Source organism: Allobosea sp. FW305-C-101 (assembly GCF_058783685.1).
The window spans coordinates 458,624-473,681 of sequence record NZ_JBYSYT010000002.1 but is presented as its reverse complement, the minus strand read 5'-3'; the positions used below and the strand labels follow the sequence as shown (position 1 = coordinate 473,681).

Annotated in this window: 15 protein-coding genes; 3 read left to right on the top strand and 12 right to left on the bottom strand. The window is 68.6% G+C overall.

Annotated features, from left to right (window positions below; all coding sequences use genetic code 11):
* Positions 1–10: 10 nt before the first annotated feature.
* Together AC3WMA_RS09785 and AC3WMA_RS09780 are read left to right on the top strand one after the other, a co-directional pair.
* Positions 11–478 (top strand): YHS domain-containing (seleno)protein, encoded by a 468-nt coding sequence (locus AC3WMA_RS09785; RefSeq protein WP_492285186.1) that lies wholly within the window; start codon positions 11–13, stop codon positions 476–478.
* Positions 479–526: 48 nt separating this feature from the next.
* The gene (locus AC3WMA_RS09780; RefSeq protein WP_492285185.1) at positions 527–808 is read left to right on the top strand and encodes a hypothetical protein; all 282 of its coding nucleotides are present in this window, start codon (positions 527–529) and stop codon (positions 806–808) included.
* A gap of 28 nt (positions 809–836) precedes the next feature.
* Here AC3WMA_RS09780 and AC3WMA_RS09775 read toward each other — a convergent pair whose 3' ends face one another.
* Together AC3WMA_RS09775 and AC3WMA_RS09770 are read right to left on the bottom strand one after the other, a co-directional pair.
* On the bottom strand, positions 837–1,049 hold the full coding sequence (locus AC3WMA_RS09775) for a DUF2934 domain-containing protein (protein WP_492285184.1): 213 nt from the start codon (positions 1,047–1,049) through the stop codon (positions 837–839).
* A gap of 148 nt (positions 1,050–1,197) precedes the next feature.
* Positions 1,198–2,214, bottom strand: coding sequence for a bile acid:sodium symporter family protein (locus tag AC3WMA_RS09770; protein ID WP_492285183.1), 1,017 nt, complete (start codon positions 2,212–2,214; stop codon positions 1,198–1,200).
* Between the two features lie 91 nt (positions 2,215–2,305).
* Between AC3WMA_RS09770 and AC3WMA_RS09765 the strand changes: the two genes are divergently transcribed.
* Positions 2,306–3,208 carry a LysR family transcriptional regulator gene (locus AC3WMA_RS09765; protein WP_492285182.1) on the top strand — a complete coding sequence of 301 codons (903 nt, stop codon included), beginning with the start codon at positions 2,306–2,308 and terminating at the stop codon, positions 3,206–3,208.
* On the opposite strand, the gene AC3WMA_RS09760 is transcribed toward AC3WMA_RS09765, so the two are convergent.
* From AC3WMA_RS09760 to AC3WMA_RS09715, 10 genes are all read right to left on the bottom strand, one after another.
* Complete coding sequence (locus tag AC3WMA_RS09760) at positions 3,205–5,157, bottom strand: MacB family efflux pump subunit (RefSeq protein WP_492285181.1); 1,953 nt, start codon at positions 5,155–5,157, stop codon at positions 3,205–3,207. The genes AC3WMA_RS09765 and AC3WMA_RS09760 overlap by 4 nt on opposite strands.
* 10 nt (positions 5,158–5,167) lie before the next feature.
* Complete coding sequence (locus AC3WMA_RS09755) at positions 5,168–6,373, bottom strand: efflux RND transporter periplasmic adaptor subunit (RefSeq protein WP_492285180.1); 1,206 nt, start codon at positions 6,371–6,373, stop codon at positions 5,168–5,170.
* Positions 6,370–7,818, bottom strand: coding sequence for an efflux transporter outer membrane subunit (locus AC3WMA_RS09750; protein ID WP_492285179.1), 1,449 nt, complete (start codon positions 7,816–7,818; stop codon positions 6,370–6,372). The genes AC3WMA_RS09755 and AC3WMA_RS09750 overlap by 4 nt, the downstream gene beginning before the upstream one ends.
* A 122-nt stretch (positions 7,819–7,940) precedes the next feature.
* Positions 7,941–9,374 (bottom strand): NAD-dependent succinate-semialdehyde dehydrogenase, encoded by a 1,434-nt coding sequence (locus AC3WMA_RS09745; RefSeq protein ID WP_492285178.1) that lies wholly within the window; start codon positions 9,372–9,374, stop codon positions 7,941–7,943.
* Between the two features lie 260 nt (positions 9,375–9,634).
* The gene (locus AC3WMA_RS09740) at positions 9,635–10,453 is read right to left on the bottom strand and encodes an aspartate dehydrogenase (RefSeq protein WP_492285177.1); all 819 of its coding nucleotides are present in this window, start codon (positions 10,451–10,453) and stop codon (positions 9,635–9,637) included.
* The gene (locus AC3WMA_RS09735) at positions 10,450–11,577 is read right to left on the bottom strand and encodes an alpha/beta hydrolase (protein ID WP_492285176.1); all 1,128 of its coding nucleotides are present in this window, start codon (positions 11,575–11,577) and stop codon (positions 10,450–10,452) included. Before AC3WMA_RS09735 ends, AC3WMA_RS09740 begins: the two co-directional genes overlap by 4 nt.
* Positions 11,564–12,265, bottom strand: coding sequence for an ABC transporter ATP-binding protein (locus AC3WMA_RS09730; protein ID WP_492285175.1), 702 nt, complete (start codon positions 12,263–12,265; stop codon positions 11,564–11,566). Before AC3WMA_RS09730 ends, AC3WMA_RS09735 begins: the two co-directional genes overlap by 14 nt.
* A complete protein-coding gene (locus AC3WMA_RS09725) occupies positions 12,265–13,017 on the bottom strand; it encodes an ABC transporter ATP-binding protein (protein ID WP_492285174.1) in 753 nt (250 codons plus the stop codon). The genes AC3WMA_RS09730 and AC3WMA_RS09725 overlap by 1 nt, the downstream gene beginning before the upstream one ends.
* A complete protein-coding gene (locus AC3WMA_RS09720) occupies positions 13,014–14,036 on the bottom strand; it encodes a branched-chain amino acid ABC transporter permease (RefSeq protein ID WP_492285173.1) in 1,023 nt (340 codons plus the stop codon). Before AC3WMA_RS09720 ends, AC3WMA_RS09725 begins: the two co-directional genes overlap by 4 nt.
* The gene (locus AC3WMA_RS09715; RefSeq protein WP_492285172.1) at positions 14,029–14,943 is read right to left on the bottom strand and encodes a branched-chain amino acid ABC transporter permease; all 915 of its coding nucleotides are present in this window, start codon (positions 14,941–14,943) and stop codon (positions 14,029–14,031) included. Before AC3WMA_RS09715 ends, AC3WMA_RS09720 begins: the two co-directional genes overlap by 8 nt.
* Positions 14,944–15,058: the final 115 nt, after the last annotated feature.

Below are 15,058 nucleotides of genomic sequence, written 5' to 3'. Positions count from 1 at the left end.
GAGGTTGGCCATGCTCGACAGACGCGCTTTCCTCGGCTGGGCCATCGCGATGGCCGGCACCGGCCACGCCCGGGCTGACTCGCCCCGTCCGGTCAACACGCTGGGTTCGCCGGATGGGCTCGCGATCCGCGGCTACGATCCCGTCGCCTATTTCCGCGATGGAGGGCCGCGGCTCGGCAAACTGGAATTCTCGGTCTGGCATGGCGGTGCCGTCTGGCGCTTCGCCAGCGCCGCGCACAAGGCACTGTTCGAGGCCGATCCGGAGCGCTACCTGCCGGCCTATGGCGGCTTCTGCGCCTATGGCACGTCGCGCGGCTATCTCGTGAAGATCGAGCCGGAAGCCTGGTCGATCGTCGATGGCAGGCTCTATCTCAACTACGATCTCGACGTGCGGAAGACCTGGCTCGGCCGGACGAAGACTTACATTGCCCGCGCGGACGGCAACTGGCCGCGACTGACCGAGGGGGATATCCGATAGGACGCGGGCAGGGTTGCACCCTGCCGTCAGGCGCGGCAAAGATAGGGCATGATCAGGATATCGATTGCCGCCAGCCTGGTTGCCGTTCTGGCCGCCGGCTGTGTTTCATCCCGCCCCCGGCCTGTTCCGCAGCCCGAGGCCGCGCCCGCCAAGCATATCGTCCGCGACGGCGCGCAGCTCGTCCTGCCGGACGGTACGCGGGTCTCGCCGGATTATACCGGCGGCTTCACGCTGCCGAACGGCGACTATGTCAAGCGCGAGCGCGGCGCGCTGGTGCTGCCCACCGGCGCACGCTGCCAGCCCATCGCGAACGGCTACGCCTGCCCATGACGGCTTAGGTGCGACGGCACAGTAGCCGTCACGCCGCCTTCGAAGCCGACCGGGGTTTCTTCGCCGTGCCGGCGTCGGAACCGCCGGATTCCTCGAGCACGTGGTTGTGGCTGCGGAAGGCCCAGATTTCCTTGGCGGCTTCCCAATGCTCGCGGTCGCGGCCCTCGGGCTGCCCGTCCTTGATCCAGAGATCATAGGCGATCTTCCGGATCTCGTGCTGGGTCTTGTCGTCCTGCTTCATGTCTCGCCTCCATGATCGCTCCCCGGCGCGCGCCGGGGAATCCTGGTTTCGGAGAGGGTGACGGCTGAGCCGTGCAGGACAACAACCTCGGAAAGCCCAGGGCTGTTCCCGTCAAAGGTGGATGTTCACGAGGAAGGTGCTGCGCCGTTCAGGCCTTGGCCGAAGCGGGTAAGCCGGGCGCTTCCGCCCCCGATTCTGCCGAGCGGCGCGCATAGCGCTGGGCGAGGACGGCGCAGGCGAAAAGCTGCGCCTGATGGAACAGCATCAGCGGCAGCACGATCAGGCCGAGCGCCTGGCCGGGGAATAGGATGTTCGCCATCGGGATCCCGCTCGCCATGCTCTTCTTCGAGCCGCAGAAGACGATGGCGATCTCGTCCTCCTTCGAGAAGCCGAGGCGGCGGCTGAGGACGGTCGTGATCGCCAGCACGGCGGCCAGCAGGGCGACGTCGAGCGCCATGATCAGGCCGAGATCGGCGAGCGTGACCTGCGACCAGATGCCGGCGACCATGCCCTCGCTGAAGGCGGAATAGACGACGAGCAGGATCGAGCCGCGATCGACCAGCGAGATCGGCGCCTTGTGGCGTTGCAGGAAGGGCCCGATCCAGCGACGCAGCAATTGCCCGGCCACGAAGGGCATCAGCAATTGCAGGGCGATGCTCTCGACGGCGCGCGTGCTGAAGCCGCCGCCCTTCGAATCGAGCAGCAGAACGACAAGCAGCGGCGTCAGCACCATGCCGAAGAGGTTGGAGACCGAGGCGCTGCACAGGGCTGCCGCGACATTGCCGCGCGCGATCGAGGTGAAGGCGATCGAGGACTGCACGGTCGAGGGCAGGATGCAGACGAAGATCAAGCCGGCGATCAGTTCCGATGGCAGGACACCGGCGAAGACGCGGGTGAGCACGAGGCCGAGCAGCGGAAACAACACATAGGTGCTGGCGAAGACGAGCGATTGCAGGCGCCAGTGCAGCAGGCCTTCCCACACCGCGGCCGGCGACAGCCTCGCGCCGTAGAGGAAGAACAGCAGGGCCACCGCGACCGAGACGGCGTCATTGGCGATCACCGCGCCGTTGCCATGGGCGGGGAAAACGGCTGCGACCGCGACCGTCGCCATCAGGGCGATCAGATAGGGGTCGATGCCGAAGCGGGCGAGGGTGCGGCGGAGCATCTGCTGTCCTTCAGCTGGAATGCCGCGTTGTAATCTTCCTCCGCTTCATTGTGATCCATGCTAGCTAAGATATCGGCTATCATGAGTTGTGATGATGTTCGATTTCGATCCGAAGCCGCTTGATCCCGTCCTGCTGCAGAGCTTCCTCAAGGTCTGCGAGACGCTGAGCTTCACGGAGGCGGCGCGGCAGCTCGGCCTGCGCCAGTCCTCGGTCAGCCAGCATGTCGCGCGCCTGGAGAAGCGACTGGGCCGGCGCCTGCTGGAGCGCGACACCCATGGCGTGCGTCCAACGCCGGATGCGGACGCGATCCTGCCCTTCGCGCGACAGGCGCTGGAAGCCGGCCAGCGGATCGAGCGCTATCTCGCCGGCTCGACGCTGCGCGGACGGCTGCGGCTCGGGGTCTCCGAGGATTTCGCCTATACGGCGCTGCCGGAAATCCTGGCCGCTTTCGCCATGCAGCATCATGCGGTCGATCTGGAGCTGACGGTCGGCTTGAGCGGCCTGCTCTACGAGCAATATGACGCGGGCGAGCTCGACCTGATCTTCGCCAAGCGGCGCAAGGGCGACGCGCGCGGCGAGGTCGCCTGGCAGGAGCGCCTGGTCTGGGCCGGCAGGCCCGGCGCGAGGCTGGCGGAGCAGCCGGTCATACCGCTTGTGCTCTACCCGCCGCCGAGCATCACGCGGGTCCATGCGATCGAGACGCTGGAACGGGCGGGCCGGGCCTGGCGCGTCGCCTGCACCAGCGGCAGCCTTGCGGGCCTGCGCGCCGCGACGGTAGCAGGGCTCGGCATCACCGCGCATTCGGCGCGGCTCATTCCACAAGGGCTCGCCGAGGTCGAGCCGCGCGAGGCGCTGCCGCCGCTGGGCACGATCGAGTTCGTCGTCATCGGCGGCCAGTCGCATCAGGCTGCGGCGCGGGCGCTCGCCGACAGCATTCTCGCCAGCGCCGGACGGCTGATGCCGGAAGCGCCGCGCCGCAGCGGGCGCGGCTAGTCCCGCGCCAGCGCCGCGACCGGGTCGAGCTTCGCTGCGTTGCGGGCCGGCAGGAAGCCGAAGGTCAGGCCGATCAGGGTCGAGCAGGCGATCGCGACGGCGAAGGCCTCGCTCGAATAGATGAACCTCATCTGCGAGCCCGACGCCTCGAAGCCATAGCCGATGGCGAGCGCCAGCCCGATGCCCAGCGCGCCGCCGATGAAACAGACCAGCGAGGCCTCGATCAGGAATTGCTGCATGATATCGCTGCGGCGTGCGCCGACCGCCATGCGCAGGCCGATTTCGCCGGTGCGCTCGATCACCGAGACCAGCATGATGTTCATCACGCCGATGCCGCCGACCAGGAGCGAGATGACGGCGATCGAGGAGATCATCAACGTCAGCGTCTGGGTCGTGGCGGTGATGGTGTTGCGGATCTCGTCCTGGTTGAAGATGAAGAAGTCCTTGGCGCGGTGGCGATGGGTCAGGAGCTCCGTCACCGCCTCCTGCGCCGCCGCCATCGGCGTGTCGTCGTCGACGCGCAAGGTGATCGAGCGCAGCGAGAGATCGCCAAGGAACCGGCCCTGCACCGAGGTATAGGGCATGAAGATCTGCGGGTTCTGGCTGCCGCCGAACCCGCCCTGCTGCTGGCGCATCACGCCGACGATGCGGCTGGGCACCGAACCGATCAGGAAGACCGTGCCGATCGGGTCGGCCGTGCCATTCGGGAAGAGTGCACTGAGCGTGTTCTCGTCGATGACGACGTCCTGCGCCAGCGTGCGGACATCCTCGGCGGTGAAGAAGGAGCCGCGCGTCAGCACGCTGCCGCGCACGTCGAAATAGCGCTCGCTGACGCCGTTCACGAGCGCCGTCGCCTCGACATTGCCGAGCCGGATCGTGGCGCTGGTCGAGACCGTCGGTGTCACGCTCGCGGCATAGGGTTGGGCGGCCAGGACCTGCGCATCGGGCACGGTCAGCGTCTTGACCCGGCCGGAGCGCGTGTCGCCGAAGCCGGCGCCGGGGAAGATCTCCAGCGTGTTGGTGCCGAGGCCGGAGATGTTCTGGAGCACGTTCTGCTTGGCGCCTTCGCCGAGCGCCACGACGCTGACCACGGCGGCGATGCCGATGACGATGCCGAGCATGGTCAGGGTGGTGCGCAGCTTATGGGCGGCCATGGCGCGCACCGCCATGCCGAAGGCTTCCTTGAGTCGACCGAAGCCGGCGCGCAGCAGCCCGGCCGGGGCCGGCACGGGGGAGGGCGGCGGCACGGCTTCCGAACGCGGGGCAGTGCGCCGATCGTCGATGATCCGGCCGTCGCTGAGCTCGATGATGCGATGGGCCCGCGCCGCGACATTCATGTCATGGGTGACGAGGATGACGGTGTGGCCTTCGCGATTGAGCTCCTCGATCAGGGCCAGCATCTCCTCGCCGCTCTTGCGGTCGAGCGCGCCGGTCGGCTCGTCGGCGAGGAGGACGCGGGCGCCGTTCATCAGCGCGCGCGCCACCGAGACGCGCTGCTGCTGGCCGCCTGACAGTTCCGAGGGGCGATGCGTCGCGCGCGAGGCTAAGCCCAGCCGTTCCAGCAGCATGGCGGCGCGGCTCTGGCGCGGGCCGGGCGGCACGCCGGCATAGATCGCGGGAACCTCGACATTGGCGAGCGCGGTCAGCTCGGAAAGCAGGTGATAGCGCTGGAAGACGAAGCCGAAATATTCGCGCCGGAGCCGCGCCAGCTCGTCCGGGTCGAGGTCTCGCGTCGGCCGGCCGTCGATCTCGTAGCTGCCCCCGGTCGGGCGGTCGAGACAGCCGATGATGTTCATCAGCGTCGACTTGCCGGAGCCGGACTGGCCGACGATCGCGACCATCTCGCCGGCCTCGATGACGAGATCGGCGCCGTCGAGCGCCGCGACCGCGGCCTCGCCCTCGCCGAAATCGCGCCGGACGCCGGCGAGGCGGATGAGCGGCTTGCCCATCGCGGGCGCCTCAGAAGCCAAAGGGCGAGCGCCGGGCGCGCGTCGGGCGCGTCGCATCCGGGCCGCCGCTGCTGCGGGTGGTGACGACGCGCTCACCCGCCTTCAGGCCAGAGGTGATCTCGACGACGATCTTGTTGTCGAGCCCGGTCGTGACTTTGCGTTGCTCCGGCTTGCCGCCCGCGCCGATGACATCGACGAAGGCGTTGGGGCCGCGGCGCCGCACGGCGGTCGAGGGCACGGTCAGGACATTCTGCGCGCGCCCGACGATGACGGTGACCTGCGCCGTCATCGAGGTCAGCAGTCGCCCTTCCGGGTTCGGCACCTCGAACAGCGCGTTGTAATAGACGGCGCTGGTGCTGGAGGCGGAAGACGAGCTGCTCGCGCTCGACGAGGACGTCGTGTTCTGCGTCTTCAATGTGTCGGGTGCCGGCTCGACATAGGAAATCTTGCCGGGGAAGCGCCGCTCCGGCGCGCCGAGCACGCTGAAATAGACCTCCTGGCCGGCTTTCACGCGGAGCACGTCGGCTTCCGAGATCTTGGCCTTGACGGTCATGGTCGAGACGTCGCCGAGCACGACGACCGTCGGCGCCGACTGGACCGCATTCACCGTCTGGCCTTCCTGCGCGACGATGGCGAGCACCGTGCCGGGGCTCGGCGCGGTGATGCGGGTATAGCCGAGCTTGGCGCGGGCATCCTCGACCTTGACCTGGCTCGACTGGATCTGCGCATCGAGCGACTCGATCTGGGCGCGGGTCACGCTCACCGTCATCTCGGCATTCTCGAAGGCATCGCGCGAGACGGCGTTCTGGCCGACCATCTGCTTCTGGCGGGCAAGCACGGCCTGGGCATAGGCGAGGCTGGCGCTGCGCTCGGCGCGCTGGGCCTTGAGGGCGGCAAGATCGGCCTCGGCCGAACGGAGCGCGTTCTGCTGGGTGATGCCGTCGATCTCGGCGATCAGGTCGCCGGTCGCGACATTGTCGCCGAGCCTGACCTTGAGCGAGACGATGCGGCCGGTCGCCTGCGCGCCGACGCTGACCTGCCGGACCGGCTCCAGCGCGCCGGAGGCGAGCACGGCTTCCTCGACATTGCCCATCACCGCCTCGGCGCTGGGCAGGCTGACGGTCTCGGCCGGCGAGGGCTGGCGGGCCTGCCAGACATAGTAGCCGCCGGCGGCCGCGAGGATGAGGGCGGGGAAAAGGAGGCGGCGCAGCCTCATGGTTGCGGCTCCTCGATGGGAAGAATGCGCAGGCGCGGACCGGTCTCGGCATCGACGACGGCCGGGGCCGAGACCTCGACGGGTCTCAGCCAGCCGCCGCCCAGCGCCTTGTTGAGTGCGATGAAGCTCGTCGCGAGCGCGACCCGGCTCTGGATCAGCGATTCCTCCGATGCGTAGAGCGTGCGCTGGGCTTCGAGCACGTCGAGGAAGCTCGCCGTGCCCGCCGTGTAAAGCGCGCGGGAGAGCCGTGCCGCTTCGCCGGACGCACGGGCCGCTTCGGTGAGGCTGCCGAGCCTCAGTCGCTGCTGCCGCAAGCCGACGAGATTGTCCTCGATATCCTGCAATGCGGTGAGCACTGCGAGCTTCAGCGCCGCATCCTGCTGGTCGCGCCGGGCGCGGGCCGCGTCGACGGCTGCCGCGAGCTCGCCGCCATTGAAGATCGGGACGCTGAGGCTCGGGCCGATCGACCAGCCGATGGCGCTGTTCTTGGCAAGGTCGCCGAGCTTGAGAGCCGAGGTCGAGATGTTGCCGGTCAGCGAGACCGACGGATAGCGATTGGCCTCGGCCTGGCCGATCCGGGCGGTCGCCTGGGCGAGCTGGCGCTCGGCCGAGCGGACATCCGGGCGGCGGCGCAGCACGTCGGCCGGGATGCCGGAGCGCGGTGGGGCGGGTGTACCGGGAACCGCTGCCGTGCGGCCGAAATAGCCGGCCATCGCGGCCGGCGGGCGGCCGGTCAGCACGGCGAGCCGGTGCTGACTCTGGGCGAGCGAGGCTTCCAGCGAAGGGATCTGCGCTTCGGTGCTGGCGGCCTGGGCGGTGGCGCGGGCGGTGTCGATCGCGGAGATGTCGCCGGCCTGGAAGCGGGTGCGGGTCAGCGCCTCGGTCTCGCGCTGGGTCTTGGCGGTGCTGCGGGCGAGCACGATCCGCGCCTGCAGGCCGCGCGCCTCGACATAGGTCGAGGCGACATCGCCGATCAGCGTCAGCATGACCGTGTCGAGATCGTCGAAGGCGGCATCGGTGCCATAGGTCGCGGCCTCGACGGCGCGGTCGCGCGCGCCGAACAGGTCGATCTCCCAGGAAGCGTCGAAGCCGGCGCGGAAACTGTTGCGGGTGACCGTCGACGAGCGCGAGCGCGTGGCGGATGCGCCGCCATCGATCTGCGGGAAGACGGCACCGACCGCCTGCTCGCGGGCGGCACGCGCCTCGCGGATGCGGGCCTTGGCCTGCGCGACATCGAGATTGCCGGCGATGGCCTGATCGATCAGCGCGTTCAGCGTGGGATCGCGAAAGCCGCGCCACCACTCGCTCGGCCGGGGCGATGTCTTGCCGCCGGCGGCCCCGCTCCAGCGCTGCGGAAGGTCGAGCGCAGGCGGCGCGTAGTCCGGCCCCACGGCACAGGCGCCGAGACCCAGCACCAGCAGGGACAGGAGGGGGATGCGAATCATCGCGGCCAGAATGCCGGGAAAACCCGGAGCCGCCAGCTTTCCACCCCGTCCATGCGCAATATTTCGTCCCTATGGCATTCCTGCCAGCAGGATAACCGGTCAGCCTGTCCGGCGCATTGCGGCTAGATGACCATCCTGTGAGATAGCGTCTTCACGGTCATATAGTGCGCCAGACCCTCGGCGCCACCCTCGCGCCCATAGCCGCTGTCCTTGACGCCGCCGAAGGGCACCTCGGCGACGGAGGCCTCCAGCGTGTTGATCGAGACATTGCCGGCCTCGATGCCATCCGCGAGCTGGTCGGCACGGGCGGCCGAATGGGTGAAGCCATAGGCCGCGAGGCCGAAGGGCAGGGAATTGGCCTTCTCGATCGCTTCCTCGACCGAGCGGACGGGGTTGATGATCGCCATCGGTCCGAAGGGCTCCTCGCGCAGCGCGCGGGCATCGTCGGGCAATTCGGTGAGGACGGTGGGCGGGAAGAAATACCCGCGATTGCCCAGACGCTCGCCGCCGGTCAGCACGCGCCCTCCGCGGGCCCGCGCATCGGCAGTAAGCGCTTCCAGCGCCTCGATCCGGCGATGGTTGGCGACGGGTCCCATCTCGGTCCGGGCATCGAGGCCGTTGCCGACGGTCGTAGCCTGCGCCTTCTCGACGAAGGCCTTGGTGAAGCGCTCGTAGATGTCCTGCTGCACGAAGAAGCGGGTCGGCGAGGTGCAGACCTGGCCGGCATTGCGGACCTTGCGGGTGGCCGAGAGATGGGCCGCCGCGATGGGGTCGACATCGTCGCAGACGATGACCGGGGCATGGCCGCCGAGCTCCATCAGCACCGGCGTCATATGGCGGGCGGCGAGCTCCGAGAGATGCTTGCCGACGGCGGTCGAGCCGGTGAAGGCGACGAGGCGGGTCTGGGCCTGCGGGATGAGATAGCCCGAGATCATGGCCGGCACGCCGAAGACGAGGTTGAAGACGCCGGGCGGCACGCCGGCATCGTGCAAAGCGCGGGCGATGTGGAGCGCGCCCGCCGGGGTCTCCTCAGCCGCCTTGATGATGATCGAGCAGCCGGCCGCGAGCGCGCCCGCGATCTTGCGGCAGGGCTGGCTCATCGGGAAATTCCAGGGCGAGAAGGCCGCGACCGTGCCGACCGGCTGGTGGGTAACGATGTAGCGGATGCCGGGCTCGCTCGGGATGACGCGGCCATAGGCGCGCTGGCCCTCGGCCGCATCCCATTCGAAGAACTCGCAGCCCCGGACCACTTCGAGCCGGGCCTGCGCCAGCGGCTTGCCGTGCTCCAGGGTGATGGAGTGAGCGATCTCCTCGACGCGCTCGCGCATCAGCGCGGCGGCCTTGAGCATGATCTCGCCGCGGATGCGCGGGGCCATGCGGCTCCAGACCTTGAATCCCTCGGCGGCGGCCGTCAGCGCGTCGTCGAGATCGGATTGGGACGCGAGCGGCACCGCGCCGATGACGCTTTCATCGGCCGGATTGATGACCGGCTGCTCCTCCGCCGTCTTCCGCCAGGCGCCGCCGATATAGAGCTTGAGATCGGGATAGGTCGTCATGGAAGCCTCGGCTGGCGATGCGTTCAGCAGTCTTTGCGCGGCGTGTCTGCCGTCTTCAGAAGGACCATAGGTGGCGGGTCATTCTGTGATCCAGTCGGCTAAATCAGATAAATTCAGATTGTTATGGTTATGAATGGCGCTGCGCTCTTGGCATGCGTCATTCTCGGGCGCAGCGAAGCGCAGACCGGAGAATCTCATGACGAGAAGGCACTGGTTTCCGAGATGCCCGGGTCAGGCCCGGGCATGACGGGAGACACGGCCTACCTCACCAGCGTGCGCACGCGGTTCTCGATCAGCCTGACCAGCCCCAGCGCCGTCATCTCCGAGGATTTCGGGTTCGTGGCGAGCGGGCGGTTCTCGATGGCGATGTCGAGCTTGCCGAAGGCGCCGCGGGCGCTGAGCTGATGGCCGTTGCCGCCAGCGGCGGGGTCGGCGACGAGCTCGACGCGGGTGCGATCGAGCCCGATGCCGGCCAGTGCCGAGATCACCGCTACATTGGCGTTTTGCGGGAAGTGGGAGGCGGCCTCGCGGGCGGTGCCCGAGAAGAACGCTGTGGCCTCGGTGATCTCATCCAGCACGATCAGGCTCTCGGCCGAAGTCCCGCGCCAGGCGGCGGGCGGCTTGACGATGCGATGGACGACCTCGTCGAGCGGCAGCAGGGAGGCTGCGGCGATGCCGTCGATGCCGGCGAGCGCGCCGGACGGGATCAGGATCTGATTGCCCCGGCGTTCGGCGGCGGCGATCAAGCGATCGAGTAGGGCGTCGTCGCAGAAGGCGCTGGTGGAGGCGACGGCGAAGGCGGGTGCCGCTCCAAGCGCTGCCTCGCCCCAGATGCCGACAGCCTCGCGCCCGGCCGCCTCGACGACGAGATCGAGGTTAAGCCCGGTGAGTTCCTCCGGTGCTGTGATCAGTTTCGCGCCGGTCGGGATGTCGCCGGCTGCGGCGGCGTTGCGGACGGCGACAGCGGCGATTGCTATGTCGCCTTTGCTCCTCTCCACCAGCAGCTCCGCGACGCGGTGGTTGATGGCGCCCCAGCCGATCAGGGCGAGGCGCAGCAGCTTGCGCGATGGCTTCGTCATCGGCCCTCCGCCGTTCGCAAGGCGAGATCGAGCAGGGCGCCGCCGTTCAAGCCCTCCAGCATGCTGAAATGATGGCCGGGGCAGATCAGTGGCGCCGGCGCCTGCCATGTCGAGGCGAGCGCAGCGGACTGAGCCTTGAAGGCGTCGCTCTCGCCCTCGCCGACCGCGAAGGCGACCCGCGTGGCCGTTGGACGCGGCTGGGCGATGGGGCTGAGCCTTGTGGCCCGCGCTGCATCGTCGAGCCCGAGCAGCCGGCCGAGCGGCAGATGGCTGACGGGTTTCAGGTCGTAAAGACCGGAGAGCAGCAGCGCCGAGGCGATCGGCGGCGCATCCGGTGCGCAGAGCGCCATGGCGGCGAGGTGCCCGCCGGCGGAATGGCCGGAGACATGCAGGCTGTCGGCGTCGAGTCCGAGCGCGTCGGCTTCGCGGACAAGGAAATTCAGGGCGGCGACGCTCTGGGCGAGGCTTGTCTCCAGCGGCGTATCCGGCGCCAGCCCATAGTTCGGCATTGCGACGGCATAGCCGGCATCGAGCAACCCCTGCGCGAACTGGGCATGCTGGACCTTGTCCGAGGCTTGCCAGTAGCCGCCATGGATGAAGACGAAGATCGGCGCGCGGGTCGCAGCGGCCGGACGATAGAGGTCGAGCGTCTCGAAGCGGCCGGGGCCATAGGCGAGATCGGCAGCGCCATGGCGGAGGCGGAATGCCTCGCCGTCGCGGCTCCATTGCCGGAACAGCGCCTTCATGTCGGCCTGCAGGCGCGGGCTGTACTGCCGGCCGAGTTCGCGCAAACCGTAGCCGTCGACTAGCGTGTCGGGCAGCGGCTGCGCCACAGCATGGCGGGCGCGGATGGTCAGGCCGGCTTCGCTCCGCGGGGCGAGACGGATCGATGGGCGGAAGCCGGCGAAGGTCTCGCGATAGGCAAGCTCGACCGTATGGCGGGAGAGGTGGAAGGCCTCGGGTCGATCGGTTTCCCAAACCATCTCGCGCAGGTGATGCGGGCCGCAGCCGGCGGCGATGAGACCGGCGAGGATGTCACCCAGTGCATCGCGCAGGGCCTCGACCGGATCGTTCTCGGCGCTCTGCGCGACGATCTCGTAGAGGTCCGTCTCAGACGCCGACATAGCGATGCACCAGTTCCGCATTGGCCGCGAGGTCAGTGCTGGAGCCCGACCAGACCGTGCGGCCCTTCTCGATGATGTAGTGCCGGTCGGCGATGCGCTTGAGCACATTGATGTTCTTGTCGATCAGCAGGATCGACTGGCCCTGCGCCTTCAGCGCCTCGATGCAGCTCCAGATCTCCGCGCGGATCACCGGCGCCAGCCCCTCGGTTGCTTCGTCGAGGATGAGGAGCTTGGGATTGGTCATCAGGGCGCGGCCGACCGCGAGCATCTGCTGTTCGCCGCCCGAGAGCGTGCGGGCGGACTGGCCGGCGCGTTCCTGAAGGCGCGGAAACAGGGCGTAGACTTGACTTAGCGTCCAGGGCGAGGAGCGCTTCAGCCGGTTCGAGGCGGTGGCGACGAGGTTTTCGCGCACGGAGAGCGTCGGGAAGACCTGCCGGCCCTCCGGCACGAGGCCGATGCCGCAGCGGGCGATCTTCTCGGGCGCGATGCCGCGGACGTCCTGGCTCTCGAAGCGGATGTCGCCGCCCTTCGGCGCGAGCAGCCCCATGATCGAGCGCACGGTGGTGGTCTTGCCCATGCCGTTGCGGCCGAGCAGGGTCACGACCTCGCCCTCCGCGATGTCGAGCGCCACGTCGAACAGAACCTGACTTCGGCCATAGGCGGATTGCAGGTTGCGCACGCTCAGCATCAGGCGTCTCCCTCGCCGAGATAGGCGGTTCGTACCTCCGGGTTGTCGCGGATCTGCTCGGCCGTTCCGGTGGCGATGACGCGACCATAGACCAGCACGGAGATGCGGTCTGCCAAGGCGAAGACGGCCTCCATGTCGTGCTCGACCAGCAGCATGGTGACGCGGCCCTTGAGCGCGGAGAGCATCGCGACCATCTGTTCGCTTTCGGCACGGCCCAGGCCCGCCATCGGCTCGTCGAGTAGGAGGAGGCGCGGCTCGCAGGCGAGCGCGATCGCGAATTCGAGCTGCTTCTGCTCGCCATGGGAGAGATCGGCGACCTTGATGTCGGCGCGGTGGCTCAGACCCGCCGTCGCAAGATGTTGGCGGGCGCGGGCGCGCAAGCCCTCGTCGCGGCGCGCATTGCCGAGGAAGCGGAAGCTGTGGCCCTCATGGGCCTGTACGGCGAGCGCGACATTGTCGAGCATCGTGAAATCCGGCAGGAGCTGGGTGATCTGGAAAGTGCGGGCGAGGCCGCGCCGAACACGCTGGGCGGTCGGCAGGGCGCCGATATCCTCGCCCGACAGCGTGATCGCGCCTTCATCGTGAGAGAGTTCGCCGAAGAGCTGGGTCAGCAGCGTGGTCTTGCCGGCGCCGTTGGGGCCGATCAGCGCATGGATCTCGCCGTCACGCACGTCGAGGTCGACGCCGTCGGTGGCAACGAGGCCGCCGAAGCGCTTGCGCAGGCCGCGCACCGAGAGGAGCGTCGCGGTCATGGCGCGCTCCTGCCGAGGCCGAGGCGAGCGAGCAGGCCGTTCAGCCCGCCTTGCGTGAAGAGCACGACGAGCAGCAGGATCGGCCCGAGCACGAGCTGCCAATGCTCGGTCCAGCTCGTCAGCACGGTCTCGAGGATGACGAGGGCGGCGGCGCCGAGCAGCGGGCCGAGCAGGGTGCCGACGCCGCCGAGGATGACCATGATCATCAGCTCGCCGGATTTGGTCCAGTGCAACATGTCCGGGCTGACGAAGCGCAGGTAGTTCGCCATCAGCGCGCCGGCGAGGCCGGCGCCCATGCCGGAGATGACGAAGGCGGCGAGCTTGTAGCGATAGGGCGCGATGCCGATCGCCGCCATGCGCCGCTCGTTCTGGCGGATGCCCGCCAGCACCAGGCCGAAGCGCGAGCCGACGATGCGCCAGAGCGCGAGGAAGACCAGCGCCGCGATGGCCAAGCAGATGAAATAGAAGGTCACGTCGTCGCGGGTGTTGAGGTCGAACAGCGCATTGCGGCGGCGGATCGTCATGCCGTCATCGCCGCCATAGGTTTTGAGCGAGACGAAGAGGAAGAACAGCATCTGCGCGAAGGCGAGCGTGATCATGATGAACTGCACGCCGCTGGTGCGCAGGGACAGCGCGCCGATGATGCAGGCGAAGAGGCCGGCGACGAGGATCGCGGCCGGCAGCGTGATCAAAAGCTGGTCCGTGCCGGGGATGAAGCCGAGGAAGAGCGCGTCGTCGGCGAAGGTCCGGTAGAGGATGCCGACCGCATAGCCGCCAATGCCGAAGAAGGCGGCGTGGCCGAACGAGACCATCCCGCCGAAGCCGAGCGCGAGGTTCAGGCTGGCGGCGGCGATGGCGTAGATCAGGACGCGCGTCGCCAAGGGCACCAGCGCCGGCTGGCCGACCGCCTTGACGATGAAGGGCAGGGCGATCAGCGCGACGGCGAGGGCCAGCAGCGCGAGGATGCGGCCCAGCGCCGGCGCGGCAGTATCCGTGCGGGTAATGGCGTTCTCAGACATGGGCGGGGAACAGTCCCTTGGGCCGCACCAGCAGCACGATCGCCATCAGGAGATAGATGCCCATTGAGGCGAGGCCGGCGCCGAGCGCATCGGCCTCCGAACCGGTCATGACCTGCCGGAGCAGGCCCGGCGCAAAGGCGCGCAGCGAGGTGTCGACGAGGCCGACGAGCAGCGCGCCGAAGAAGGCGCCGCGGATCGAGCCGACGCCGCCGATCACCACCACGACGAAGGTCATGATCAGGATCTGCTCGCCCATGCCGACTTGCACGGCGAGGATCGGCCCGGCCATCAGCCCGGCAAGACCGGCGAGCAGGGCGCCGAGCGCGAAGACGGCGGTGTAGAGCAGGCGGATATCGACGCCGAGCGCACGCACCATCTCGCGATGGGTAGCGCCGGCGCGGACCAGCATGCCGACGCGGGTGCGGTTGATCAGCAGGTAGAGCCCGAGCGCGACGAGAAGGCCGACCGCGATGATGGCGAGGCGATAGACCGGGTAGGTCAGGCCGGGCAGGAGCTGGACCGAACCGTTCAGTGCCGGCGGCACCGAGACGAAGAGGGGTTGACGGCCGAAGAGCAGCGTCACGCTCTGGTTGAAGATCAGGATCAGCGCGAAGGTCGCCAGCACCTGGTCGAGATGGTCCCGCGCATAGAGCCTTCGCAGCACGACGAGCTCCATCACCATGCCGATGAAGGCGGCCGCGGCGAGGCCGGCGAGTACGGCGATGACGAAGGAGCCGGTCTGCGCCGCGGCGAAGGCGGCGGCATAGGCGCCGACCATGTAGAGCGAGCCATGGGCGAGGTTGATCACGCCCATGATGCCGAAGATCAGCGTCAGCCCGGCCGCGAGCAGGAACAGCATCACGCCGAACTGCAGGCCGTTGAGCAATTGTTCGAGAACGAGCGTCATTGGTGAGGAAGCCGGACAACCCCGACAAAGGCGCGGGGAACCCTCTCCTGTAAGGAGAGGGCAGGGTGAGGTGTAGGCCGTTGGACCAGTGACGCGAGCGGGGCGGTTGGGTTCA